Source organism: Gelidibacter gilvus (assembly GCF_004115975.1).
Lineage (GTDB): Bacteria > Bacteroidota > Bacteroidia > Flavobacteriales > Flavobacteriaceae > Gelidibacter > Gelidibacter gilvus.
On record NZ_SDDZ01000018.1, the window covers coordinates 1 to 24,189 of the forward strand.

General features: G+C 37.9%; 25 protein-coding genes. 11 read left to right on the forward strand and 14 right to left on the reverse strand.

The features are described 5' to 3' along the window. The first annotated feature begins 371 nt into the window (after positions 1-371). The gene (locus ESZ48_RS17775) at positions 372-746 is read left to right on the forward strand and encodes an endonuclease domain-containing protein (RefSeq protein ID WP_129018851.1); all 375 of its coding nucleotides are present in this window, start codon (positions 372-374) and stop codon (positions 744-746) included. A gap of 542 nt (positions 747-1,288) precedes the next feature. Here ESZ48_RS17775 and ESZ48_RS17780 read toward each other — a convergent pair. From ESZ48_RS17780 to ESZ48_RS17800, 5 genes are read right to left on the reverse strand one after another with little or no spacing between them, the layout of a single operon-like run. Continuing rightward, positions 1,289-2,266: an SDR family oxidoreductase gene (locus ESZ48_RS17780; protein WP_129018852.1), complete on the reverse strand. Its 978-nt coding sequence runs from the start codon at positions 2,264-2,266 to the stop codon at positions 1,289-1,291. After that, entirely contained in the window at positions 2,266-3,558 is a 1,293-nt protein-coding gene (locus tag ESZ48_RS17785) for a nucleotide sugar dehydrogenase (protein ID WP_129018853.1), read from the reverse strand. Before ESZ48_RS17785 ends, ESZ48_RS17780 begins: the two co-directional genes overlap by 1 nt. Continuing rightward, positions 3,555-4,148 carry a sugar transferase gene (locus ESZ48_RS17790; RefSeq protein WP_223266501.1) on the reverse strand — a complete coding sequence of 198 codons (594 nt, stop codon included), beginning with the start codon at positions 4,146-4,148 and terminating at the stop codon, positions 3,555-3,557. Before ESZ48_RS17790 ends, ESZ48_RS17785 begins: the two co-directional genes overlap by 4 nt. Before the next feature lie 10 nt (positions 4,149-4,158). After that, positions 4,159-6,642 (reverse strand): GumC family protein, encoded by a 2,484-nt coding sequence (locus tag ESZ48_RS17795; RefSeq protein ID WP_129018854.1) that lies wholly within the window; start codon positions 6,640-6,642, stop codon positions 4,159-4,161. A 9-nt stretch (positions 6,643-6,651) separates the two neighbouring features. Continuing rightward, complete coding sequence (locus tag ESZ48_RS17800) at positions 6,652-7,443, reverse strand: polysaccharide biosynthesis/export family protein (RefSeq protein WP_129018855.1); 792 nt, start codon at positions 7,441-7,443, stop codon at positions 6,652-6,654. Between the two features lie 285 nt (positions 7,444-7,728). On the opposite strand from ESZ48_RS17800, the gene ESZ48_RS17805 reads away from it, so the two are divergent. The 3 genes from ESZ48_RS17805 to ESZ48_RS17815 all read left to right on the forward strand — a co-directional run bounded on the left by ESZ48_RS17805 (position 7,729) and on the right by ESZ48_RS17815 (position 11,741). Next, positions 7,729-9,588 carry an ABC-F family ATP-binding cassette domain-containing protein gene (locus ESZ48_RS17805; RefSeq protein ID WP_129018856.1) on the forward strand — a complete coding sequence of 620 codons (1,860 nt, stop codon included), beginning with the start codon at positions 7,729-7,731 and terminating at the stop codon, positions 9,586-9,588. A gap of 555 nt (positions 9,589-10,143) precedes the next feature. After that, positions 10,144-10,914 carry an O-methyltransferase gene (locus ESZ48_RS17810; protein ID WP_129018857.1) on the forward strand — a complete coding sequence of 257 codons (771 nt, stop codon included), beginning with the start codon at positions 10,144-10,146 and terminating at the stop codon, positions 10,912-10,914. 143 nt (positions 10,915-11,057) lie between these two features. Continuing rightward, a complete protein-coding gene (locus tag ESZ48_RS17815; RefSeq protein WP_129018858.1) occupies positions 11,058-11,741 on the forward strand; it encodes an ABC transporter ATP-binding protein in 684 nt (227 codons plus the stop codon). Between the two features lie 441 nt (positions 11,742-12,182). Here ESZ48_RS17815 and ESZ48_RS17825 read toward each other — a convergent pair whose 3' ends face one another. Next, positions 12,183-12,638 carry a DUF4442 domain-containing protein gene (locus ESZ48_RS17825; protein ID WP_129018859.1) on the reverse strand — a complete coding sequence of 152 codons (456 nt, stop codon included), beginning with the start codon at positions 12,636-12,638 and terminating at the stop codon, positions 12,183-12,185. A gap of 144 nt (positions 12,639-12,782) precedes the next feature. On the opposite strand from ESZ48_RS17825, the gene ESZ48_RS17830 reads away from it, so the two are divergent. The 5 genes from ESZ48_RS17830 to ESZ48_RS17850 all read left to right on the forward strand — a co-directional run bounded on the left by ESZ48_RS17830 (position 12,783) and on the right by ESZ48_RS17850 (position 17,422). Next, positions 12,783-13,229 (forward strand): DUF4870 domain-containing protein, encoded by a 447-nt coding sequence (locus tag ESZ48_RS17830; RefSeq protein WP_129018860.1) that lies wholly within the window; start codon positions 12,783-12,785, stop codon positions 13,227-13,229. A 269-nt stretch (positions 13,230-13,498) separates the two neighbouring features. Then, complete coding sequence (locus ESZ48_RS17835; RefSeq protein WP_129018861.1) at positions 13,499-13,843, forward strand: PadR family transcriptional regulator; 345 nt, start codon at positions 13,499-13,501, stop codon at positions 13,841-13,843. Then, entirely contained in the window at positions 13,836-15,662 is a 1,827-nt protein-coding gene (locus ESZ48_RS17840; protein WP_129018862.1) for a PspC domain-containing protein, read from the forward strand. Before ESZ48_RS17835 ends, ESZ48_RS17840 begins: the two co-directional genes overlap by 8 nt. Positions 15,663-15,757: 95 nt before the next feature. Further along, the gene (locus ESZ48_RS17845) at positions 15,758-16,474 is read left to right on the forward strand and encodes a head GIN domain-containing protein (protein ID WP_129018863.1); all 717 of its coding nucleotides are present in this window, start codon (positions 15,758-15,760) and stop codon (positions 16,472-16,474) included. 111 nt (positions 16,475-16,585) lie between these two features. Beyond that, positions 16,586-17,422, forward strand: coding sequence for a GIN domain-containing protein (locus tag ESZ48_RS17850; protein WP_129018864.1), 837 nt, complete (start codon positions 16,586-16,588; stop codon positions 17,420-17,422). A 293-nt stretch (positions 17,423-17,715) separates the two neighbouring features. Here ESZ48_RS17850 and trxB read toward each other — a convergent pair whose 3' ends face one another. Further along, positions 17,716-18,696, reverse strand: a complete 981-nt coding sequence (gene trxB, locus ESZ48_RS17855) for a thioredoxin-disulfide reductase (protein ID WP_129018865.1) — start codon at positions 18,694-18,696, stop codon at positions 17,716-17,718. A 238-nt stretch (positions 18,697-18,934) separates the two neighbouring features. On the opposite strand from trxB, the gene ESZ48_RS17860 reads away from it, so the two are divergent. Continuing rightward, entirely contained in the window at positions 18,935-19,330 is a 396-nt protein-coding gene (locus ESZ48_RS17860) for an arsenate reductase family protein (protein WP_129018866.1), read from the forward strand. A 264-nt stretch (positions 19,331-19,594) separates the two neighbouring features. On the opposite strand, the gene ESZ48_RS19400 is transcribed toward ESZ48_RS17860, so the two are convergent. From ESZ48_RS19400 to ESZ48_RS17875, 4 genes are all read right to left on the reverse strand, one after another. Next, the gene (locus ESZ48_RS19400) at positions 19,595-19,762 is read right to left on the reverse strand and encodes a hypothetical protein (protein ID WP_190246298.1); all 168 of its coding nucleotides are present in this window, start codon (positions 19,760-19,762) and stop codon (positions 19,595-19,597) included. 44 nt (positions 19,763-19,806) lie between these two features. After that, positions 19,807-19,968, reverse strand: a complete 162-nt coding sequence (locus ESZ48_RS17865) for a DUF1328 family protein (RefSeq protein WP_129018867.1) — start codon at positions 19,966-19,968, stop codon at positions 19,807-19,809. 116 nt (positions 19,969-20,084) lie between these two features. Next, entirely contained in the window at positions 20,085-20,738 is a 654-nt protein-coding gene (locus ESZ48_RS17870; RefSeq protein ID WP_129018868.1) for an SOS response-associated peptidase family protein, read from the reverse strand. Positions 20,739-20,914: 176 nt separating this feature from the next. Continuing rightward, positions 20,915-21,364 (reverse strand): ferritin-like domain-containing protein, encoded by a 450-nt coding sequence (locus ESZ48_RS17875; protein WP_129018869.1) that lies wholly within the window; start codon positions 21,362-21,364, stop codon positions 20,915-20,917. A gap of 602 nt (positions 21,365-21,966) precedes the next feature. On the opposite strand from ESZ48_RS17875, the gene ESZ48_RS17880 reads away from it, so the two are divergent. Then, positions 21,967-23,013 (forward strand): helix-turn-helix transcriptional regulator, encoded by a 1,047-nt coding sequence (locus tag ESZ48_RS17880; protein ID WP_129018870.1) that lies wholly within the window; start codon positions 21,967-21,969, stop codon positions 23,011-23,013. A 21-nt stretch (positions 23,014-23,034) separates the two neighbouring features. On the opposite strand, the gene ESZ48_RS17885 is transcribed toward ESZ48_RS17880, so the two are convergent. Genes ESZ48_RS17885 through ESZ48_RS17895 form a run of 3 tightly spaced genes read right to left on the reverse strand, consistent with a single transcriptional unit; the run spans position 23,035 to position 23,988 of the window. After that, entirely contained in the window at positions 23,035-23,238 is a 204-nt protein-coding gene (locus ESZ48_RS17885) for a hypothetical protein (protein ID WP_129018871.1), read from the reverse strand. A gap of 3 nt (positions 23,239-23,241) precedes the next feature. Then, positions 23,242-23,592 (reverse strand): phage holin family protein, encoded by a 351-nt coding sequence (locus tag ESZ48_RS17890; RefSeq protein WP_129018872.1) that lies wholly within the window; start codon positions 23,590-23,592, stop codon positions 23,242-23,244. 9 nt (positions 23,593-23,601) lie between these two features. Further along, positions 23,602-23,988 (reverse strand): YtxH domain-containing protein, encoded by a 387-nt coding sequence (locus ESZ48_RS17895; RefSeq protein WP_129018873.1) that lies wholly within the window; start codon positions 23,986-23,988, stop codon positions 23,602-23,604. Positions 23,989-24,189 lie beyond the last annotated feature (201 nt).

Below are 24,189 nucleotides of genomic sequence, written 5' to 3' on the forward strand. Positions count from 1 at the left end.
GTAGTGCAACGAAGGTAAAGAAAGGGGAGTTTGAAATGGAGTTTGAATAAGAACTGAGGAATGAATTTACCGTAGTGCAACGAAGGTAAAGAAAGGGGAGTTTGAAATGGAGTTTGAATAAGAACTGGGGAATGAATTTACCGTAGTGCAACGAATGTAAAGAAAGGGGAGTTTGAAATGGAGTTTGAATAAGAACTGGAGAATGAATTTACCGTAGTGCAACGAAGGTAAAGAAAGGGGAGTTTGAAATGGAGTTTGAACAAGAACTAGGAATGATTTTACCAGAGTGAAACGAAGGTAAAGAAAGGGAAGTTTGAACAGTTGAAAATAGTTTTATTACAACCTATCCAAATATTACCTATTTTTAATACATGTCCAAACAACACATACATACCAAAACAGAATTGCAAGGCTACAGAAAAGAACTGCGTAAAAAGTTGACACCTGCAGAAGCTTTTCTTTGGACACAATTAAAAGCTAGAAAATTAGACAACAAACGCTTTACCAAACAACACAGCATCGGCTATTATATAGTTGATTTTTATTGTGCTTCTGAAAGATTAATTATTGAATTGGATGGACAAGGACACTTCACTCCCGAAGGACAGGAGTACGACAGAAAAAGAACGATTTATTTAGAGAGCTTTGGATATAAAGTTATCCGGTTTGAAAATAAGATGGTTTTTGATTGTTTGCCATCTGTTATAAAGGAAATACGGGATTGTTTTAAAAAAACTTGTGAGTAGAACTTCAAACCCTCCGCCTCTATCTCCTACCGTCAATAGAGCCACCTCCCTTTTTCCAAAGGGAGGAGCCACAGGTTTAATGTTCATGACGTGTGGGCAAAATTACAAGCCAAAATTCCCATGTTCAGCTTACTAAAAAATAAAATCCCGCAACAAATTCCCCAATCTCAATTAAAACTCACCATGCCGCTCCCCTCTTTAGTCAAAGAGGGGAATGAATTTACCGTAGTGAAACGGAGGTAAAGAAAGGGGAGTTTGAACTTATACTAAATAAATTCTTGTTAAAACAAACAAAAAAACGGGCGCTGGCAAAAGTTTGAAATGGAGTTTGAATAAGAACTGGGGAATGAATTTACCGTAGAGAAACGAAGGTAAAGAAAGGGGAGTTTGTACTACTAAAAAAAGAATGTATTTACCGTAGTGTAATGAAGGTAAAGAAAGGGGAGTTTGTACTACTAAAAAAAGTATGAATTTACCGTAGAGAATCGAAGTTAAAGAAAGGGACTCTCTCACCTCTCACACCTCTCACCTCTCACCTCTCTCTAAACAAACGCATCCCAAGTAATCTTCAACCCTTCTCTAACCGTATACCGAGGTGAATACCCCAATAACTCCTGGGCCTTTGAAATATCTGCTAATGAATCGCGGACATCACCTTGACGTTCTGGACCGTATTCTGCTTTTAACTGAGAGTTGGCAGCCGTTTTTAGGGAATCCCATAAATAATTGATATCAATGCGTTCGCCACAGGCAACGTTGAATACCTGATTGGCGGCGGCTTTTGAAGCAAACATACCTTTGACATTGGCTTGAATCACATTATCAATAAAGGTAAAATCTCTTGTTTGACCGCCATCACCATTGATTTTTGGTGAAACATCATCTTTTAAGGCTTGCATAAACAACGGAATTACCGCAGCATAGGCGCCATTGGGACTTTGCTTTGGTCCAAACACATTAAAGTATCTAAAACCTATAACATCCGTGCCATAAGTTTTACCGAACACATCTGCATAGAGTTCATTGACATATTTGGTCACCGCATAGGGTGATAAAGGCCTCCCAATAGTGTCTTCCACTTTTGGCAAGGCCTTACTATCGCCATAAGTAGAACTGGAGGCGGCGTAAACCATGCGCTTGACTTTTGGATTGTCTTTGATGGCAATCATCATATTCAAAAATCCTGAAATATTGACCTCGTTTGTAGTGGCTGGATCGTTGATCGACCTTGGCACAGAACCCAACGCGGCTTGATGGGATACATAATCCATATCTTTTACCGCGCGGTGGCAGGTGTCGATATCCCGGATATCACCTTCCATCAATTCAAAAGCGGGATTCGCCATAAATTCGGTCAGGTTTTCGCGATAGCCATTGGAGAAATTATCGAGCACACGGACTTTTTTAGCGCCGTGCTGCAGGAGGTATTGCACCAGATTGGATCCAATAAAGCCTGCACCACCAGTGATTAAAAAATTATAGGTCGATAAATCTTCGGTATGATAAGGGTGCGTGTACATTATAATCTAGAGTCTACGGATTCTTGTGGAAATAAGCATTTGACGTCAAAAATAACGCCGATGTCTGATTTTAAATTCTCCAGATCCAACTTTAAAAACTTATCGTGGGCAACCGCGACGACAATCGCGTCGTATTTAGAAGCCAATTTGGTATCGGTACAGATCAAGTCGAAGTCGTACTCGTGTTTTACTTCCGCTGAAGAAGCCCAAGGATCATAAACATCAACCTCTACATCATAACTTTTAAACTCGTTGATGATATCAATTACTCGGGAGTTTCTGATGTCTGGACAATTCTCTTTAAAGGTCACCCCTAACACCAGGGCTTTAGAACCTTTAATCGTAGCCCCTTTTTTGATCATCATTTTAACAGTTTCTTGAGCTACATAACTGCCCATACTGTCATTCATCTTACGGCCTGCCAAAATAATTTCAGGATTGTAACCCGACTCAATCGCTTTTTGGGCTAAATAGTACGGATCCACACCAATACAGTGGCCGCCCACCAATCCTGGAGACATTTTAATGAAGTTCCATTTGGTACCCGCTGCTTCCAACACCGCTTTGGTATCGATGTCCAACAATCTGAAGATTTTAGAGAGTTCGTTCACAAAGGCAATATTGATATCGCGCTGTGAATTCTCAATCACTTTCGCTGCTTCGGCAACTTTAATGGACGGTGCCATATGGGTGCCTGCAGTAATAATGGTTTTATAAAGATTATCAACTTTAACCGCAATCTCAGGGGTTGAACCTGAAGTGACCTTTAAAATTTGAGTGACCGTATGGACTTTATCTCCTGGATTGATACGCTCCGGAGAATAGCCTGCAAAGAAATCGACGTTAAATGTCAATCCGGATTCCTTCTCCAAAATGGGTACACAGATGTCTTCTGTGACTCCTGGATACACCGTAGATTCGTAAATAACGATAGCATCCTTCTTTAATACTTTGCCTACCGTTTCACTCGCTTTTATCAATGGGGTAAAAATCGGCTTGTTGAGGGCATCTGTTGGGGTTGGCACGGTAACGATATAAAAATCGGAATCTTCAATATCTGAAGGCTTATTGGAGACAAACAGACCAGTTTTGGCCTTAGGGTCTGTCACCAAAATAGACTTAAGAAAGGTGTTATCAACTTCTAAAGTTCTATCGATACCCTGATTAAGTTCGTCAATCCGTTGTTGGTTGATGTCAAAACCGATAACCAAAAACTGCTTAGCAAATTCTACAGCAAGGGGTAATCCTACATATCCTAATCCTAATATTGTAATTTTGGGGTGACTTGTCATGATGCGTTTTTTATGGATTTTAAAATAAAGAGCAAATCTACAGAAAATCTCCAATTTCGAACGTATTTTTTATTGATTTCAACCTTATCGACCCAGATTATCGTTCTATTGTAGTTTTCGGGGTCTACCTGTTGTGCTAAAATAAGTTCTTCGTCTTTATATTTTAAGGTAGCTGGTCCTGTAATGCCAGGTTTGACGTTCAAAACAATGCGGTCTTCACCTTCTAATCGGTCTGCAAAACCTGCAAGGTCTGGGCGGGGGCCAACAAAACTCATATCGCCTTTTAATACGTTAAAGAGCTGCGGCAATTCATCTAACTTATGACATCTTAAAAATTTACCGAAGCGTGTTGCACTGGCATCCAAATGTCCCAAGCGATGGCCCTCTTGTTTTAATGTGCGGATTTTGTATATTTTAAAAGGCTTTCCAAATTGTCCTATACGAAGCTGAGAAAACACCCCCCATTGTCCTGTATCAATGGTCGCCAATAACATCAGGAGCACGATAGGCATTATAAGAAATGGAAACAGAAACACCCCAAAGAACAGGTCAAATAAACGCTTTACAAGGACTTGTTTAGAGGAAATCAAAGGAAGCAGATTAGGTGTTCATTTTTAGAAATTTCTTGATCCGATATAAGAGTGGACGTCTGCCGTTACCTTCATGATAGGCATTGCCATATACGCCATAACCATAGCCGTAGCCATAGCCGTAGCCATAGCCGTAACCATAATTGTGATTGGTCTTATGTTTGTAAAAGTTAAGTACAATACTAATATTCTTGACTTCACCCATTTTATATTTGGCGTTGATTAAGGCCAACATTCCTTTTTTGGTAAAATCCAAACGCACCATAAACAGGGTAGCATCGGCATATTGCGTGAGTTCTAAAGCGTCTGTTACCAAACCTAAAGGTGGCGTGTCTAAAACAATCATATCATAATGTTGGCGCGCATGCTCCATAAGCGACTTCATTTGTGGCCCCATTAGCAATTCCGACGGATTTGGCGGTACTGGACCAGAAGGTATAACGTCGAGATTTTCAATGAACGACTCCCTATTCAATTCATCAAAGCTGCATTCTCCAATTAAATAATTAACCACGCCTTTATCATTGTTCATTCCAAAATCTCCGAAAATTTTAGGTTTTCTTAAATCCATGCCCAATAGCAAAGTTTTCTTGCCAGATAAAGCATAGACGGTAGCGATATTAATAGAGCAGAAGGTTTTTCCTTCACCACTTACCGAAGAGGTAATCATAATGGTCTTGCCACGACCTTCTTCCTTGCCTTGTTTTTTATAAATGAACTGTAAACTCGACCGGATGGATCGGAATGATTCTGCCACAGCAGATTTAGGCTTTTCAAAAACCACCAGGTTATTTTTATAATTGTATTTCCCTATCAATCCAAGTATCGGAATACTCGACAAGCGCTCCACTTCATCAGAGCCGTGAATGGTACTGTCCAATAAGAAAATCACAAAAATCAAAAACATTGGTGCGAAAAAACCAACCATCAACGCCATCATGTAGTTGAGGGATTTATTCGGACCTATAAGCCCACCTCCGATATCCTTGGCTTCATCAATAGTTGTGATATCCGAAACATTGGCAGCCTTTACTATTGCTGCTTCTCCACGTTTTGACAAATACACATCATAGGCCTGTTGACTGATGTTCATCTTCCGCTGAATTTTTAGAAACTCCTGCTGGTCTTCAGGCAATCCGCTTAATTGCGCCTCTAGTTTGCTTATGTTTTTGGTAAGCGTATTCAATTGAGACCTGATGGTACTATTTGTAGCATTTATGGTTTCCAAAAGGACATTCTTTTCAGAATCTAACTGATTATCAATATCCTTGAACAAGACACTTCCTTCTTTAGTCGTATATTCCAAATTTTGACGCTCAATGGCCAATGCTGTGATTTTTGAGACGCTTGACAAAATATTCCCCTCTTCTATGCCCACAGAAGTTGGTGCTGCAATTTTAGTGTAATCTGTTTTTGTTCTCAAGTAGGTATCTAAAGCATTGAGGTAATTCAATTTGGATTGCTCTTGCTCTTTCTGGATATCAAGACCTTTTAATTTTTCAGAAATAATCTGCATTTCATCACTCACGTCAAATACCTTGTTCTTTTTACGAAATGAATTCATTTCATCAGTAACCCCCTTCAAATCATCATTTACCGCACTTAAGCTACTGTCAATAAATTTAATGGTATTGGTGGCATACAAGTTCTTTCGCTCTAATTCCATTTTACTTAAAATAGCACTCGTGGCATTGAGGTAGTCTACAATTTTAGACTTGTTTGTTCCCGTTAAGGATAATTTCAATACCGAAGCAGACTCCTTCGAAAAAGGTGCAATTTGAACGCCATTTTGAAAACCACTTACGACGCCATCAAAATTCAGAAATCTCACAAAATATTCCGAGTCGGTTTGCGCGATTCTATTTGGTCTAGGAACTATGGTCGCATGGAAAAATGGTAGATTAATGGGTTGCCCAAAACTATAGGTTTCTTTAAATGCACCTTTAGTGACCTTAACCTGTAATCGTTCTTTATCTTCAGGTCGCTGCACATTAGCCACCTTACCTCCAAAGTCAATAGAAAGCTCAAACTGATTGTCATTTAAAAAACGAATCCTAATTGGTGGACCCAAAACCTGGCCCTTGGTTTTATCAAGTTTTACAATAAATGGCGCATTCTTATAAATGTCTTCCATTCGGTATTTCCCCTGTCTCAAATATTGCATATAAAATTCAAGAGAATCCACAACAAATTCATTATGAGTCCTCGTCTTAACGGAAGTCATGATTTTCCCTACTTTGCCGGAAACTCCACCCCAGTTAAAAGAAATACTTGTATTGGCGGTAAAAAAAGGATTTTGTTCAGTCTCTATAGATATTAGGGAATCCAGACGATAAATGTTTTGTTTTCTTACATTAATGAGATAAGCAACTATCAATGCGATACCTACACTCAAAAGCACAAGCTTCCAGAGATTTAGCGCCTTGAATAAAAATCCTCTAAAATCAAAGTGGACACCTCTTGGTCCTGAATAATCATTTTCGTGGTCTTCCATATTAATAATCTACCTTGTAATTAATACAATGGTTGTGGTAATAAGACCTAAAACAGAAACAATCGTAGCTAATGACTCCCTGCCCGTTACACCTGTCCCCCAAGTTTTTTGCTTGAGTGGTTTAACATAGATCATATCATTGGGTTGGATATAATAATAAGGCGAATTCATAACATGAATATCTGTTAAATCTAAATGATGAATTTGTTGTCCTTGTGGATATTGACGTATGATCATCACATCCTTACGATCTCCAGTCACCGGAATTTCTCCCACATTGGCAATAGCTTGAAAGATATTGACACGTTCTTGAAACAGCACCTGAGTTCCAGGACTTCCCACCTCCCCATTGGCACTGTAGCGCAGTCCCGCCAATTTAACGGTTACAAATATGTTCGCTGTCTCTTTAAATTGTTCATCCAGCAATTTGGTTTCAATCATTTTTTCAATCTCCTCGGTTGAAAAACCCAAAACATTAATTTGACCTAAAGAAGGGATTCTGATATTGCCATGAACGTCAACCGTAAAGCCATCAAAATAGGCGCGTTCACTAGAAGTCGCATTTAAATTTCCTTCGCCAATAGGGTTGAGAATACTTACTGATTTTTGGTCAATAGATTTCACCCTAATATTCAAAATATCATTGATCTGAACGCGATATGGTTTTTGCTGCTCCACCATCATCTGCAGCGTATCAGCGGCCATATCCTTATTTTGGAGGTACACAATATCTTTATGAGGAATACAGGACGTCAACAAACTACTGAGAATTAATCCCATAACCAATAAAAATCGTTTCATAAAGCGGCACATGTGTTTCGACAAATATAAGTTATCACTAGGAATATCAAAACTATTATCAATTTTTTTGGTTTATTGGCAAATTAAACCTACAATCCAAGCATTAGGTGGCTAATTGTAATGAGCTTCCTTTTGTATTTTAGTCACAAGGGATAGTAAGTATTTGATTTCATTTAAGTTCGGTTTAAATACTTTTTAAGTATTTCTATGCTCCAGAAATGCTTTAATAATTGAAGATTTTCTCTCCCTTGATATTTATTCACGTTATTTGCAAAAAAATAGACTTTGAATTACCTAACTGTTGAATCGATCTCAAAATCATATGGCGAAGTATCGCTATTTGAAGACCTGTCTTTTAGTATCCATAAAGACGATAAAATTGCCTTTGTGGCTAAAAATGGAAGTGGAAAAACGTCCATCTTAAATATCATCTCAGGAGCGGATCAGCCTGACAACGGACAAGTGGTGATCAGAAAAGGCCTGCGCCTGTCTTTTTTATCGCAATCCCCTCAATTTGAAGACGAACTCACGATAGAAGATACGATTTTCAATTCCGATTTGCCCATCTTGAAAATCATTGAAAGTTATGAAAAGGCGCTTCTAGATCCAGAAGACGCCGATGCCTATCAAAAAGCCTTTGAGGGCATGGAACGCCATAACGCTTGGGAATTTGAGTTGCGGTTTAAGCAGATTCTCTCACAATTGAAATTGGAAGACCTCAGTCAGAAGATCAAAACCTTGTCTGGAGGTCAGAAAAAACGTTTGGCGCTGGCCACCGCATTGATCAACGAACCTGATCTTTTAATTTTAGATGAACCTACCAACCACCTCGATCTGGAAATGATTGAATGGTTGGAGCAGTATTTTGCAAAAGCACAAATGACCTTGTTTATGGTCACGCACGACCGTTACTTTTTGGAGCGTGTCTGTAATGAAATCATCGAACTCGACCACGGTAAACTCTTTACTTATAAAGGTAATTATTCCTATTATTTAGAACAAAAGGAAGCACGGGTGAGCAATGAAACTGTTGAAACCGGAAAGGCCAAGCAACTCTTTAAAAAAGAATTGGAATGGATGCGCCGTCAGCCGAAAGCACGAACCACCAAGTCGAAATCACGTATTGACGATTTTCAGGATATCAAGGCCAAAGCCCACCAACGTCGGAATGACCATCAGGTGCAATTGGAAATCAATATGGAGCGATTGGGAAGCAAAATCGTGGAATTCCATAAAGTCTCAAAAGCCTTTGGAGATAAGGTGATCTTAAAGAATTTTGAATATGTGTTCAAAAGAGGCGAACGGATTGGCATTATCGGAAAAAACGGAACTGGAAAATCGACCTTTTTAAATATGCTCACCGAATCCATCGTCCCGGATGCTGGAAAAGTAATTATTGGTGACACCGTTAAGTTCGGGTATTACACCCAAAGTGGTATCAAAATAAAGGAAGGCCAAAAGGTCATTGAGGTCATCAAGGAGTTTGGCGAGTACATCCCGCTGACCAAAGGCCGTCAGATTAGCGCTTCGCAGCTCTTGGAACGTTTTCTATTCGATAGAAAAAAACAATATGATTTTGTCGAAAAATTGAGTGGTGGCGAACAAAAACGTCTGTACCTCTGTACCGTATTGATCCAAAACCCCAACTTTTTGATTCTGGATGAACCTACCAACGATTTGGACATTGTCACCTTAAACGTGCTTGAGGATTTCCTATTGGATTTCCCAGGATGTCTGCTCGTCGTATCGCACGACCGTTATTTCATGGATAAAATTGTCGATCATTTATTTGTTTTTAAAGGCGAAGGTGAGGTAGAGAATTTCCCTGGTAATTATTCCGATTATCGCGATTATGAAGCGTCCGCACCAGTCGTGGAAATCGCAAAAGCTGAACCTGGCACAGTGGATCAAACAAAGAATGAAGCCAAGAAACTTTCTTATAATGAAAAAAAAGAGCTAAAATCTTTGGAAAGCAAAATCAGATCTTTGGAATTGGACAAAAAAGCCTTTGAGGAGAAATTTCATGACACGACTTTAAGCAAGGATAAAATCAATAAATTATCATTGGACTTAGAGAAAATAATTGACGAGTTAGCGACAAAGGAAGCGCGATGGTTTGAGTTGTCGGAGAAACTAGAAGATTGACGGGTGACCGAGGACGGGTGACGGGTGACGGGTGACCGAAGACCGAAGACGGATTATTGTTTATTATAATTATTGCACATATAAATCAGTGAAAATCAGTAAAGATCCGTGTCATCAGCGTTCCATTAAAGAGTGACCGATGACGGGTGACCGAAGACTGAAGAGGGCGTGTTATTTTTAGTATTAATTAATGCCCAGATAAATCAGTGAAAATCAGTAAAGATCCGTGTCATCAGCGTTCCATTAAAGAGTGACCGATGACGGGTGACCGAAGACCGAAGACGGATTATTATTTATTATAATTATTGCACATATAAATCAGTGAAAATCAACAAAAATCGGTGCCATCAGCGTTCCATTAAAGGGTGACTGATGACGGGTGACGGGTGACCGAAGACCGAAGACGGCTTGTTATTTTTAGTATTAATTATTGCCCAAATAAATCAGTGCAAATCAGTAAAGATCCGTGTCATCAGCGTTCTATTAAAGGTTGACAGATGAGTGAAGATGGGAAACTAGAAACATTAAACAATAGAAACAAGAAACTCTTAAACATTGCATCAAATCCTCTCCTACATAAAATTCCTCCTCAAATCAAGCAACCAACATGGCGTGCATTCCCCATTTATTTATGACTTGGTCACCAAATGTTTTTATGATCGCACAGAACATCCTGAATACGCAGCACTAACAACCTATCGTTCAGAATTACTTCAAAATACTGAAAAAATCACCATCACCGATTTCGGATCGGGTTCTAAAGTTTTTAAATCTGATGAACGCGCCATAAATGGCATTGCAAAAACTTCGGGAACCTCCTTAAAAAACAGCAAATTACTATTTCGGATCGTACGGTATTTTCAATCGGCGTCCATTTTAGAATTGGGTACCAATCTTGGCATTGCCACACACGCTATGGCTTTGGCACATCCTAAAGCTGAAATAAGTACAATTGAAGGCTGTACTGCAATTTTGAAAGTTGCAGAGCAGCAGTTCTCCACCAATAAGCTATCAAACATCACCACCGTTCAAGGAGATTTTAAATCAAGAATTCAAGAGCTGACACAAAAAAACTGGGATCTGATATTTTTTGATGGTCACCATTCAAAAGAGGCCACCTTGAGCTATTTTGAAATGCTATTGCCCACGGCACATAACGATTCTGTGTTTATTTTTGATGATATTTATTGGTCTAAAGGGATGACAGAAGCTTGGGAAATCATTAAAAACCATCCGCAGGTCACCGTTACTGTTGACACCTATAACTGGGGACTAGTTTTCTTCAGAAAAGAGCAAGTAAAAGAACATTTTAAGATTAGAGTGTAACAACTCACCGATTTGAACGTCATACCAATCGTAAATCAATTATCTTGCAATCTTGAAAAGGTCAAAGTTCAGAGTTCAGAATTTGGAATTTGGAATTTGCCTACCTGTCGGGAGACAGGGAATTTTAAACATTAAAAACACCCATGGGAAACGTCATTCATATTAGAAACATCGTCAGAAACTTCCAATTAGGATCAGAAACCGTTTATGTATTAAAAGGCATTGACCTAGACATAGTACGCGGCGACTACGTAGCCATTATGGGACCTTCGGGTTCTGGGAAATCGACATTAATGAACTTGCTGGGCTGTTTGGATACGCCAACTTCGGGCAAATACATTCTGAATGATAAAGATGTGAGTCAGTTGAGTGATGATCAGTTGGCAGAAATCCGAAACAAAGAAATCGGTTTTGTTTTTCAAACCTTCAACTTGTTGCCAAGAACCACAGCATTGGACAACGTGGCTTTACCTATGATTTATGCTGGCGCCTCAAAAGCAGATCGTCAGGCTCGTGCCACTGAAGTATTGACCGATGTTGGTTTGGCCGATCGGATCCATCATAAACCGAATGAACTTTCTGGAGGACAACGGCAACGTGTGGCGGTAGGCCGTGCTTTGGTCAATAGACCCTCCATCATTCTTGCCGATGAGCCGACGGGAAATTTAGATTCAAAAACCTCTTTGGAAATTCTCCAATTATTTGACGACATCCACTTGGCAGGAAATACCGTAATTGTTGTGACCCACGAAGAAGATGTGGCGAAAAGAGCAGCACGTGTGATCCGTTTGCGAGATGGCATGATTGAAAGTGACGAGAGGAATTAGGTTTTCAGTTGGCAGTCTTCAGTTCGCAGTCTTCAGTTGGCAGTCTTCAGTTGGCAGTCTTCAGTTGGCAGTCTTCAGTTGGCAGTCTTCAGTTGGCAGTCTTCAGTTGGCAGTCTTCCGTAGACTCTGAACTCATAACTTCCTACGCACTCATCCCTAATGCCACTTCGTGCTTCAAGCTCTGCGCTTCAAACTTCAGTAAAACCATTCGTGCATTAGTGGCAACTTTATCTCAAAAATGTTTCAAGTTTCTTGTTTCTAGTTTGTCCCAACCAAAACTCTGAACTCATAACCCTGAACTAGTTTGTCCCACCCAAAACTCTGAACTTACAACAGTCTCACCTCTCACCACTCACCACTCACCACTCACCACTAATCCCTAATGCCTAATTCCTCACCCCCAAATGCCCACTTCACGCTTCAAGCTCCGAGCTTCCAACTTTATTTCCTCACCTTCACCGTCCATTCAAAATTAAAATTTGAAACCTCAATCCCTTCTTCATTGGTTCCAACAGAATTCATCCAAAACGTTTGGCCTTCCCCGGTTGCAATCGTTTTTTTAATGGCGTCATCCACTTTATGACCATCGGTACATATAAAATAAATTCGTCCGGTTGCTTTTTTTGTAAATGCAGCATTGTTGGTGGCCACCAACATGGAAATTGGTTTGCCGCTGGATTTGATTTTTGACATCACCAACGCACCGGTAGTCAATTCTGCCGCCATGCCTTGAACCGCCCAAAACATGGAATTGAATGGGTTCTGATTGATCCATCTATGCTTGACTCTTACTTTGCACTGTTCATGATCAATATAAGTTGCTCTGACGCCGCATAAAAACGCGGAAGGGAGTTTGAAACTTAAAAAAGCATTGAGTTTTCTGGGAGATATGTCCATTATGAAAATTTGATTTGCGCTAATTTATCAATTTTATTCCACACTACAATTTGTTAATCTTTTGTTAAATTATAGTACTAGGCTTTGCATAATACCTTCCTTAAGATATATATTTGCATAAGCCACTATTATACACAAATAAAAATGTTAGACACTCACCAAAAAAATATCGCCACCTTCATCCATTTATCAACCTTCGCAAGATTCATCGTTCCTTTTGGAAATTTCATAGGACCACTCATCTTATGGATTACCAATAAAGATAAATCTGAGTTTATTGATGCACACGGCAAACAAGCTATTAATTTTCAGATTAGTATTTTATTGTACGCCATTATCTTGGGCGCCTTGACGATTCCGTTTTTTATTTTCGGACTCCTAGGACATATAGACTTTCTCAACCTTAACGCATTTGACAATTTCCATTTCGATTTTCACAGAGCCTCTCCACTCCTGTTTATTGCTGGTGGATTTGGCTTTTTGGCCATTACTGGTTTTTTATTGGAATTGGTGTTTATTGTCATTGCAAGTTTAAAAGCCAGAGATGGGGAGCTTTACAAATACCCTTTGACTATTAACTTTTTAAAATAACAAGGCGGTCTATATAATATTTTATCATCAACCCGCCCATACTGAAAAGGTACGTTCGGGGAAGTCAATCAATCAATCAATCAACTCGCACGTACAGAAAAGGCACGTTAGGGCAAGTCACGACAAAAATGTCAAAAAACGAACAGTTTTATTTTATTTAATCGTATGAGGGCAGCATATAAAAATTGCCAAAAAAGCATCAATCGAACACATTATATTTCTATGCTACTGATCAGGAGCATAAGACATTTAAAACACAGAAAAGATATATGAAAATTGAAAATACAAAAGCGCAAATGCGCAAAGGTGTTCTAGAATATTGCATCCTCTCCGTCCTCAAAGATGAAGATGCCTACGTTGCGGAAATTCTTGCGACCTTAAAAGACGCGAAAATGCTTGTCGTGGAAGGCACCATTTATCCGCTATTGACGCGGCTTAAAAATGCAGGTCTTTTAGATTACAGATGGGAAGAATCGACCTCCGGACCACCCCGCAAATATTATAACCTTACGGAAAAGGGCAAATTATTCCTCCAGGAATTAACCACCACTTGGAATGAATTAAAAAACGCAGTTAACTTAGTGACCACCAAAAAACAATCAAGAAATGAATAAGACAGTCAACATAAATTTAGCAGGGATATTTTTTCATATTGATGAAGATGCTTACCTAAAGTTACAACGCTATTTGGAGGCCATCAAACGTTCATTTACAGACACGCAAGGCCGATCTGAAATCATTGCTGATATTGAAGCGCGTATTGCTGAACTTTTTAATGAGCGGGTTCAAAACGACAAACAGGTGATCAGATTAAAGGAAGTGGATGAAGTGATTTCCATTATGGGCCAACCAGAAGATTATTTGGTGGACGATGAGATTTTTGAGGATGAACCGCACAGCGATTTCCAACAAAAAAGTAAAAGCACCTTTTCCAAAAAGTTATTTAGAGACAAGGACAATTCCTATATTGGGGGTGTTGCCTCAGGGATAGGACATTATTTAGGCATTGACGCCATTTGGGTACGGCTGATTTGGATCTTGTTGGCCTTCGGCTCTGGAGGTACATTTATTTTCATCTATGTTCTATTTTGGATTTTGGTTCCAGAAGCGATGACGACTGCTGAAAAATTGACCATGACGGGAGAACCTGTCAACATCAGCAACATCGAAAAAAAGATCAAGGACGGACTTGAAAATGTCTCACAAAACGTCTCCGATGCCGTAAAAAACATGGATTTGCCAAAACAGGGCAATAAAATAAAAGCAAGTTCAAAAACATTTTTTGACACGCTTGGTGAGATCATTCTGTTTTTCCTGAAGGTCATAGGGAAATTCATCGGAATTATTCTCATAATTATTGGTGCTTCTACGTTGATCGCGCTTATCATCGGTCTGTTTTCAATTGGCGTTGCTGAGGCTATCCGCATTCCTGGAATTGATTTCCTGGAAGCCACCAATGCGGCCAACATTCCAATCTGGACCATGTCTCTTCTACTGCTTTTTGTCATCGGGATTCCTTTCTTCTTTATTTTCTATTTAGGATTGAAAATATTGATCAATAATTTAAAATCGATCGGACAGGTTGCCAAATTCTCACTACTTGGGCTCTGGTTGATGTCTATTATCGGTTTGGTCGTTGTTGGACTCAAACAAGCCAATGAATACGCCGAAGACGCCATTGTTCAACAATCTGAAAACTTAAATATTACAGCAAAAGACACACTGTATTTAAGTATGGTAAACAATAGTCTCTACAGCAAACAATTTGGGAAACATAGCAATCAATGGAAACCGGTTTATGACCAGAACGATAAAAAACTGATTTATTTGACGGATGTTCAACTGACTTTAAAATCAACCAGAGATTCGGTTGCTTCTATCAAAATTGAGAAAAGTTCGAGAGGTAATACTTATCAAAATGCTAAAAAGAGAGCAGAAAAAATCAATTACAGTTATAATATATCAGAAAACACCTTGCAACTTAATGGTTTTCTAACCACCGATTTTGAAAATAAGTACAGAGATCAAGAGGTTGATATTACCTTATATCTTCCTGAAGGCACCGTCTTATTTGCCGATCAAAACACGTATTCCTTTCATAGAAATCACTACAGCCGATCTTCTTTTAGAAACAAGAATCTCGACAACACCAGAAATATCAACAATGGTAATATCATGATGGATGGAATGGAAGGCCAGTATTTACAGATCATTAATAACGAAATCAAATGTCTGGATTGCCCGGAGGATCTTGAATTGGAGAGTGATCCCAATGACACTACTTCAGAGTTTAAAATCGATGAAAACGGTATTAAAATTAAAAACAGCACTAACTCAGTTGAAATCAACCAGGATGGTATCAAATCCAAAAGCGAGCGTGTGAAAGTAAATATTGATAGCAATGGCATAGAAATTACAACAGACGATAATTAACGATTGGTCACCCTAAATCAACAGTTCAGACGATTGTATTTACGTTGGACGCAGATTTAGTAGATATTTGATAACACTTTAAAAAACAAACAGTCATGAGCACACTCATCAAAATCATTGTCACTGGCATTTTAAGTACATTATTAAGTTCCTGCAATTTCGGCTTGGGCGTTATGGGAAATGGCAATGTGCTTACCAAAGAACGCACTATCTCTGGAAATTTCGATCAGATTGAGGCCAGCCGGGGCATCGACGTTTATCTTAGCCAAAGCGATGTGGAAAGTGTCACCGTTCAGGCAGATGAGAATTTGCATGACATCATCATCGTCAAGGTTGAAGGCAATACACTTAAAATCTATGCCGATGAAAACATTAGTCATTCTTCAGCAAAAAAAGTAATGGTCAACTTTAAAAACATTTCTAAAGTTTCCTCTTCAAGCGGGAGCGAAGTTTATAGCACAGGCATTATTTCCGCCGAAACCTTAGAACTTAGCAGCTCTAGTGGAAGCGACATGGATTTAGAAGTAAAGGTGAACAACCTACATTGTGAGGCGTCTAGCGGCAGTGACCTCAAAGTTAAAGGAACGGCTAACAACTTGGTTGCTAAAGCCTCGAGTGGCAGTGATATCAAGGCAGAAAACTTGCTAACGGCCATTACCGATGCAAAGGCTTCTAGTGGCGCAGATATTCATGTCAATGTTTCAAGAGAATTAACTGCCAAAACAGCAAGCGGCGGCGATATTACCTATTTCGGAAATCCGGAAACAATCAATAAATCTGATGGGGTTTCTGCGAGACAAAAGCAGCAATAACAAGAAGAAACCAGCAATTTACTAACGCACTTTTAGAACCATTTCAAACCTTATTAAAAGTTTGGGATGGTTTTTGTTTATATTTGTTAGTATAAACTCTAACTCGTTAAAATGAATAAAATCATTTTTGCATTTTTATTGGCATTAGTCTCCACTACTTTTATTTCCGCTCAAGTTGATGAAAAAATTAAAGGTGATAGAAATGTAACCATAAAGCAAACCTATGTTGATCCGTTTAATTCGATTGTTGTAGGCGAAGATTTTACAGTCGAAATCATCTATAATAGCAAAGCTTCAGTCGAAGTGGAAACAGACAGCAACCTTCACGAATACGTTCTTTTTGAAGTAGTTGACGGCACCCTAACATTTAAGACTGAAAAAATGATCACCTCCAGTAAACGGATGAATATTAAAGTTAATTACACGGATGGTCTGGAGAATATTGAAGTGATTGAAAATGGAGAAATCCGTTCTTTGACCTCTTTGGAACTGAAAAATACGATCTTAAAAACCACAGGATCATCACGAGCGTATCTCAATATAAAGACGAACGAATTCAATTACACCGCATCAGATAAGGCTAGGGTAAAATTGAATGTTAATGCTACAAATGTAGTAATTGTGCTTAGTGATAACGTGAGAATGGAAGCCTTGCTCAATTCTAAATCGGCGAAAATAGACCTTTACCAACGTGCTAATGCAAAGTTGGAAGGAACATTGGAGACCACGCAATTGCGCGTAGACAACTCATCTGTATTCAGTGGAAAGGAATTCCTGACCAAAACTTGCAACCTTATTGCGGATATGAGTGGTTCTGCAACCATTCGGGTGAACGAGAGCATTACTATTGAAGCTACTGGAAATAGTGAAGTCTATTTGTACAATGAGCCGAAAATTACACTCACTAAATTCGGAGGAAATTCAAAACTACAAATGAAAGAGCGCTAGTAGGTCTTGCCTTGAGCATTTCAATTATTAAAGTGCCTGAAGAATTAGTTAATCCTAATACGTCAGGCACTTTAAATTTATATGGATTTTAGAGAACAAAATAGCGTCGGGCCAAACATCAAAACCCGATGCATTACGCTTTCAAGTTTTGCCTGCCTGTCGGCAGAAAGGGGTTTACAAAAAAAGCCTAAAGCTGAGTTTTTAAACTAAACTTTAGGCACTTATAACTTTAGACATTGAAAACTGTAAGTACTTATAACTTCAAGTACTTAAAACTCCAAATACTTTATAACTTAATAGTTAGTAGCGGTGTTGACTTCAAATGACGAATCAATTGATGCCAAATAACGTTCAGCATCCAATGCTGCCATACATCCTGTACCTGCAGCGGTAACGGCCTGTCTGTATACATTATCAGCTGCATCTCCAGAAACAAACACACCATCTATACTTGTTTTGGAAGTGCCTGGGATGTTGATGATATAACCGGTTGGATCCAATTCCAAAAAGTCCTTAAAAATATCTGTATTGGGTTTGTGTCCAATAGCCACGAAAAATCCTGTGGCAGGAATATCAAACACCTCACCTGTGATATTATTCTTCGCTCTCACACCAGTAACAAGCTGTCCGTCGCCCAGTACCTCTTCGGTATTTGTATTGTAAATAATTTCAATATTCTTAGTATTCTTTACTCGGTCCTGCATAATCTGTGAGGCTCTAAACTCATCACGTCTTACCAACATCGTTACTTTCTTACAAAGTTTTGATAAGTAATGTGCTTCTTCACAAGCTGAATCTCCAGCTCCTACAATGACAACTTCTTGATTTCTATAGAAGAATCCGTCACAAACTGCACAAGCGGAAACACCACCACCTAATTTTAAATATTTTTGTTCTGAAGGAATTCCTAAATACATGGCTGTTGCTCCTGTGGAGATAATTACCGTCTCACAATGGATTTCCTTACCGTCATGCACCCATACTTTATGTACATCTCCAGAGAAATCTACCTTGGTTATCCATCCATCTCTAATTTCAGTGCCAAAACGTTCTGCTTGTTTTTGTAACTCAATCATCATTTCTGGTCCAGTAATACCATCTGGATATCCTGGGAAATTCTCAACATCATTAGTTGTTGTCAATTGTCCTCCTGGTTGTTCTCCTTGATAAAGTACTGGAAACATATTTGCTCTTGCTGCATAAATAGCGGCCGTATAACCTGCTGGTCCTGAACCTATAATTAGGCATTTTACTTTCTCGATTGCATCTGACATAATTGGAATAAATTTAGAACTTACAAAAATAGAGATTTTGTGCCGGAACTGCCATTAATTTCATTAAAAGTTATTATCAAACAATTGGTTTTGACAATACCTTATCTCATCTTTTTTTTATATATTTAAGTTTCTGCAAAAACTGTTGCCCAACTCTCACAACTATCTGTACCACAGTTTATAAGAAAATAAGCAAATACCAAACTTAGGAAGACAATAACTTTAACTATAAAACTTTATGGGTGTGATTTCAACAGATAAAAATGAAATAAAATTATATTTCAACTCTGAAAACTCGATTGGTAAACAAATAGAAGCTTATGTTATGGCTTCTGAAAGAAAACTTTTGGCAATAGATGTTTCAAAAACCAAAGTCACTGGAACACAATGGACAGAATTGGCGATAGGCTTAGGGCTTCCTATCTCAAGTCTTATCAATCAGGAACACCCAGATTTTATAAAAAATTATGGGGACCACCCCGATTTGGACGATGAAGATTGGCTAAAAATACTTGACAAAAAACCTGAAGTGCTCACAACAGCCATTGCGATTATTGGTGAACGCTATGTGCAGCTTCAATCGCCTTCTGACTTTATCAAATATATAGAACCTGACAGCAAGGGTATTGAATAAATATCATCGCGTCAAGTTTCTTTAGGTTTAGGGTTCCGATCACACTAAAAAAGAAAGATAATCCAAAGAGCTTGTCTAGACAACCATCAGAACGAAATGCATTCTCCTCATAAGTTCTGGGGTTAGATGTTGTTAAAAAGACGTGATTAGTTCAACTTAATGCGCTTCGCTTTTGGGTTTTGCCTGACTGTCGGCAGACAAGGATTTCACAAAAAAAAAGACCATCACGTGAGTAATGGCCTTTGCTATTAAATATACTTTGTATTAATTTACAGCATCTTCAACATCGTCAACAACATCATCAATGGCATCTCCAACATCATCCGCAGCTTTTTCAATACCGCTCTTATTTGTGTCTCTACAACTTGTAAAAGTTGTCATTACGGTTCCTAAAGAAAATAGAACCACAAAAGTCATCATTAGTTTTTTCATAATTTTAAATTGGTTTTAAGTTATTAAAGGTAAAAGATAGTTTTTTATTTTTTTAATCCGCCTCTCAAAAGAGATAAAATAAATAGCACTATAAAGATAAAAAAGAAAACTTTAGCTATTCCTGCTGAAGCTCCTGCTACTCCACCGAATCCTAAAATACCGGCAATAATAGCAATTACTATAAAAATGATCGTCCAACGTAACATAATTTCGAGTTTTTAAGTTAATGTATGATAAAGGTAAACGATAATCCTGCAAGCACTTAACGCTATTAAATTAGAATTTAACTCATAAAGCATAGACTTTTAACAAACGCCATTTTTTAAGATTTTATTATGGAATTCCCCACTTCAAACACCTCATAATCAAAATCTAAGGAGTTATGATCATCAAATATTTTTTTTATCTCATCTAGGGAGGTTGAAGTGTCAAACCATTGTTTCAACTCGATTTCATTAAGAACAAGTGGTTTTAAATTGGAGATATTTGGAACGTCTTTAAAGGATTCGCTGATTTTGGTCACCACTAGTGAACAGGTAATAAAGCCATCATTAAGCTCATTGAACACTCCTGCAATGGCAAATGGCTCGTAATTTGGAAGATGTACGTGGCAACGCTCAACAGTGCCATTGGTTAACCAAGTGGTAAAAAACCCTGTGGCAATAATAACGCACCTTCTGTCTTGAAGGAGATTGGAATATAGACCATTGCCGTTTTCTAGGGTCTCAATATTAACATTCAGGGTATTGAAAACATCTTGAAAAACACTCCAGTTATCCTCAAAATTTTCTGGCAGAAGTCCCCAAATGGCATAGGATGCTTTCTTTGGATCAGAAATGGTGATCACCGAAATGGTGGATTCCTTTAACCCATCAATCACTCCTTGAGGCTTATATAGGTTTGGAAACTCAAAGTTAACACGAAATTTTTCTTCAATTGATTCCCTATTTGCGATATTGGAGATTTTATAAAACATTGCATCAATTTTCAATAGGTAAGTAACTCATATTTCACTGCGTTTTTTGACTTGAACGCATCAATTAATGACCCAAATAATTTAAGAGATTAAATTTAACACGTCGCTTTAATCTTATTATCAAAAAAAAGACACCTGAAATCGGTGTCTTCTTATCCATTTTTATTTCGCAGGAATTAGGCCAGATCTTCCAATCTTTTAATATTGACCAATCCGTGCTCGATGGCATTTTTTTGTGTTTCCAATAGTTGCTGGATAGAACCTGGAAGCGCAGTTTCATTTAAGACATCTTTATATTCTGCAACTGACGCTTTCTCACCTCGGATAGCTTCTTCAAGCATGGCTTCGTCATCATCAGTAGAAAACCACGATTTGACCTCCATCCATGTGCGGTGGGCTGCGCCTGTTACACTGCCTCCTTTATCAGGTTCTTGACCAAAGTTTTTTAACTCTGTCTTTAATTCGTGACCAAAATTATAACGCTCTTGGGCTTTACCGGAAAAGTACGTTTTTAGGCCACCGTGTTTCGCATTCTCCGCAGCCATTTTGAAACCCTTTTCAGCATCATAATTTTTTTCTAACAAGTCATTTAATCTGTTTCCTAATTTATCTGTGTAATTACTCATAATATCTGTTTTAAAGTTTATTTAAAGTTACCCAACAAAGCCTTCATCCATTAATTCATTCCACATAATGATTAACGCTTTTAATCGATCACCAATATTTAACTTTTCATTGGTTTAATAAAAAAAACGTAGAGGTAAAAAGAGTTATTTGAAAATTTAAGGCGTGATTGATTACGACGGATTTTGGTAGGGTTAAGATTATTTTACCTAATAATCCCTGCTATCGTCGTATGAAATTTCAGAATTGAAAACTAGTGTAAAAGTTTAACTTATAGACAAAAGAAAACCTCAGCATATTTGTAGTGTTGCTGAGGTCGTCCTTCCTAACTAACCAACCAGTGTATAGAGTACTAGACTCTATTTGTATACTTCAAATTTACAGAGGTATGGCCGATTGAAAGAACTCAATCCAAAAAATAGTTAACTGTATGCGATTTCACGTTTCAAACATCAAAATTGTTCTAAATTTGTCTATGGAATGTTAGAGTCATTGTTTTACTTGACGAACATTATTTATATTTGTTTAACAAGAAGTTCCCGATCTAGTATTCATCATTTCTAAGTTTTTAAAATTTCAACCTGTTTAAATATTTTGAGAATTTATGATAGAAGTAATCCTTAGTGCAGAAAGTACCGAAGGTGCCGTTAAACAAATGCAGAATTATTTTGGTGGAGAGATTTCTGAGCGATGGGGCGAATACACCTTAACTTTTGATAATGAAATTGCAAAAGGCTGTGTCAGATGTATAACATTTGATTGGGGAGTGAGTTTATTGGAGATTGATGCACTTTTTTTTCAGGACATTTTATTAATCAGTGGCAACGGGAATTCCAATCCCATCCATTTTGCCTATTGTTCTCAAGGCTGTTATAAAAATCGCTTCGAAAATGAAACCGAATTCCATACCGTAGAGCAATTCCATTCATCCATTATCGTTTCGAAAACAGGTCTGAAACTTTACACACTTTTCCCAAAGGAAATTCATATCATTCTTAATGACATCCGTATAGTGAGGACAGAGTTCTTGAAAAAACGCAACAACCAACTTTCAGAGCTCAATGAAAATCTTTATCGCGTTTTTGTAGATGATAAAGATGAAACTGCGTTTGCTTATTACAGCCCCATCCATTTGAGGATGGAGGATTACGTAAAAACATTGCGCGATTTAAAAACTGAAGGGATGGCCCGTGTGTTGTACATTGAAGGTGAGGTCTATCATTTGCTATCTATGCATATTGTACGGCACGACAGGTATCAAAATAATGAGGCTATTCCAAATTCTCTTTTAAATGACGAATTAAAAATTATTAGACGACACGCCAAGAAAATACTAGATGATCCGTCATTAGGTTATAATTTAGATCAAATCTCTAGAGATTCGGGCCTATCTCAAGCCAAATTACAAGAAGGATTTAAGTTTTTATATGCGCGCACTGTCACTGAATATATAAGACATGTGCGTTTGGAGGCTGCGCGAGATCTAATGAATACTACAGATTTGAATATCTCTCAGATTGTCTATACTATTGGCTTTACAAGCCGAAGTTATTTCTCGAAAATATTCAAGGAAAAATATGATATGACGCCTCACGAATTCAGAAAACAAGTAGTAGTGTTAAATGAGGAAAATGAAAAAACGGAAAGTTAATTCCGTTTTTTCATTTAATTTTTATCTTCTTATCAGTCTTCTTAACAAAACCAAGAGACCATATTTTCCCGCATATTTTATACCGGTGCTTACCCAATTGAGAGGTTTCATCTCCTCCGAAAAACTATGCTTGAGACCTTTTATTTCTTCCCAGGCAATTTGTCTTTCAAGGTTGATCTTATGTAAGTCGAAGTCAATTTCATCAAAAGATTTATAGTTTTTCATGGATTAAGCTTTATAGAATTTGACATAAATTTTACTGATGATCTTTCCATCAATCAGGTACCTCACTTTGTAAATAATAATTGCGATGATAAAAAACAACGCTCCAACAATGAGATAACCCAATGCCACATTCTCAAGAGCCTGACCAATGGCGATGGCTCCTGCTATGGCCAATAAAATCAAACCTATAAATAATACAGCACCAATAATTAGCGCTTTTCCCGCCATGCTAATGGTATAGGTTAATTGCTGAAAAATTTTTAATTTGAAATATTCGAAAGATTTATCAACATATCTCTCTCCAATATCCGAAGCTTTATTGGATGTATTATTTATAGATTCAAAAATATTCATAGGACAGAATTATGACTTTTGGAATTTCTTGTTTTTCTCTTTTAATGTTGCCAATTGATTTTCTAATGTCGTGATGACATCTTCAGTTTTATGGCTTGCATCAGATACAATATACTCAACTTTTTCATCCAAAGTCATTTTTTTCGCTTGAACTGATTCAACAAAACTATCCTTTAAATGAGATGCTTTATCGGCAAAATGTGAGGCTTTAGTAGCAATAGTATCTCTTGCCGCCATAGCGCCTTCTGCGATTCTTTCTTTTGCTGCTAACGCTTCATCTGAAATTCTCTGTCTAGTATTCACCCCTTTATCTGGTGCGAATAAAATTCCTAAAGTTGCTCCAATTGCTGTACCAGCCAAAAGACCGATAAGCGTATTATTACTGTTATTTCCCATAATATCGTTTTAATTTTAAATTGTTAATATTGATTTTTCGAGTTTAATCAAAAGTATAGTACAAATCAAACTTCTATTGTCTCAAAACAATAAAATTTTAACTATTACACTATTCCTCTTGGAGTCTTTAAAATTTTGGTATAATTTAGATGTTGACTCTTACATAAGATAACAAAAGTAAGTCTGAAAACCTAAATGTTA

Coding starts and splice junctions, on each gene's coding strand:
- ESZ48_RS17775 (WP_129018851.1), top strand. CDS start 372: ATGTCCAAACAACACATACATACCAAAACAGAATTGCAAGGCTACAGA.
- ESZ48_RS17780 (WP_129018852.1), bottom strand. CDS start 2,266: ATGTACACGCACCCTTATCATACCGAAGATTTATCGACCTATAATTTT.
- ESZ48_RS17785 (WP_129018853.1), bottom strand. CDS start 3,558: ATGACAAGTCACCCCAAAATTACAATATTAGGATTAGGATATGTAGGA.
- ESZ48_RS17795 (WP_129018854.1), bottom strand. CDS start 6,642: ATGGAAGACCACGAAAATGATTATTCAGGACCAAGAGGTGTCCACTTT.
- ESZ48_RS17800 (WP_129018855.1), bottom strand. CDS start 7,443: ATGAAACGATTTTTATTGGTTATGGGATTAATTCTCAGTAGTTTGTTG.
- ESZ48_RS17815 (WP_129018858.1), top strand. CDS start 11,058: ATGGGAAACGTCATTCATATTAGAAACATCGTCAGAAACTTCCAATTA.
- ESZ48_RS17825 (WP_129018859.1), bottom strand. CDS start 12,638: ATGGACATATCTCCCAGAAAACTCAATGCTTTTTTAAGTTTCAAACTC.
- ESZ48_RS17830 (WP_129018860.1), top strand. CDS start 12,783: ATGTTAGACACTCACCAAAAAAATATCGCCACCTTCATCCATTTATCA.
- ESZ48_RS17835 (WP_129018861.1), top strand. CDS start 13,499: ATGAAAATTGAAAATACAAAAGCGCAAATGCGCAAAGGTGTTCTAGAA.
- ESZ48_RS17840 (WP_129018862.1), top strand. CDS start 13,836: ATGAATAAGACAGTCAACATAAATTTAGCAGGGATATTTTTTCATATT.
- ESZ48_RS17845 (WP_129018863.1), top strand. CDS start 15,758: ATGAGCACACTCATCAAAATCATTGTCACTGGCATTTTAAGTACATTA.
- ESZ48_RS17850 (WP_129018864.1), top strand. CDS start 16,586: ATGAATAAAATCATTTTTGCATTTTTATTGGCATTAGTCTCCACTACT.
- trxB (WP_129018865.1), bottom strand. CDS start 18,696: ATGTCAGATGCAATCGAGAAAGTAAAATGCCTAATTATAGGTTCAGGA.
- ESZ48_RS17860 (WP_129018866.1), top strand. CDS start 18,935: ATGGGTGTGATTTCAACAGATAAAAATGAAATAAAATTATATTTCAAC.
- ESZ48_RS19400 (WP_190246298.1), bottom strand. CDS start 19,762: ATGAAAAAACTAATGATGACTTTTGTGGTTCTATTTTCTTTAGGAACC.
- ESZ48_RS17865 (WP_129018867.1), bottom strand. CDS start 19,968: ATGTTACGTTGGACGATCATTTTTATAGTAATTGCTATTATTGCCGGT.
- ESZ48_RS17870 (WP_129018868.1), bottom strand. CDS start 20,738: ATGTTTTATAAAATCTCCAATATCGCAAATAGGGAATCAATTGAAGAA.
- ESZ48_RS17875 (WP_129018869.1), bottom strand. CDS start 21,364: ATGAGTAATTACACAGATAAATTAGGAAACAGATTAAATGACTTGTTA.
- ESZ48_RS17880 (WP_129018870.1), top strand. CDS start 21,967: ATGATAGAAGTAATCCTTAGTGCAGAAAGTACCGAAGGTGCCGTTAAA.
- ESZ48_RS17885 (WP_129018871.1), bottom strand. CDS start 23,238: ATGAAAAACTATAAATCTTTTGATGAAATTGACTTCGACTTACATAAG.
- ESZ48_RS17890 (WP_129018872.1), bottom strand. CDS start 23,592: ATGAATATTTTTGAATCTATAAATAATACATCCAATAAAGCTTCGGAT.
- ESZ48_RS17895 (WP_129018873.1), bottom strand. CDS start 23,988: ATGGGAAATAACAGTAATAATACGCTTATCGGTCTTTTGGCTGGTACA.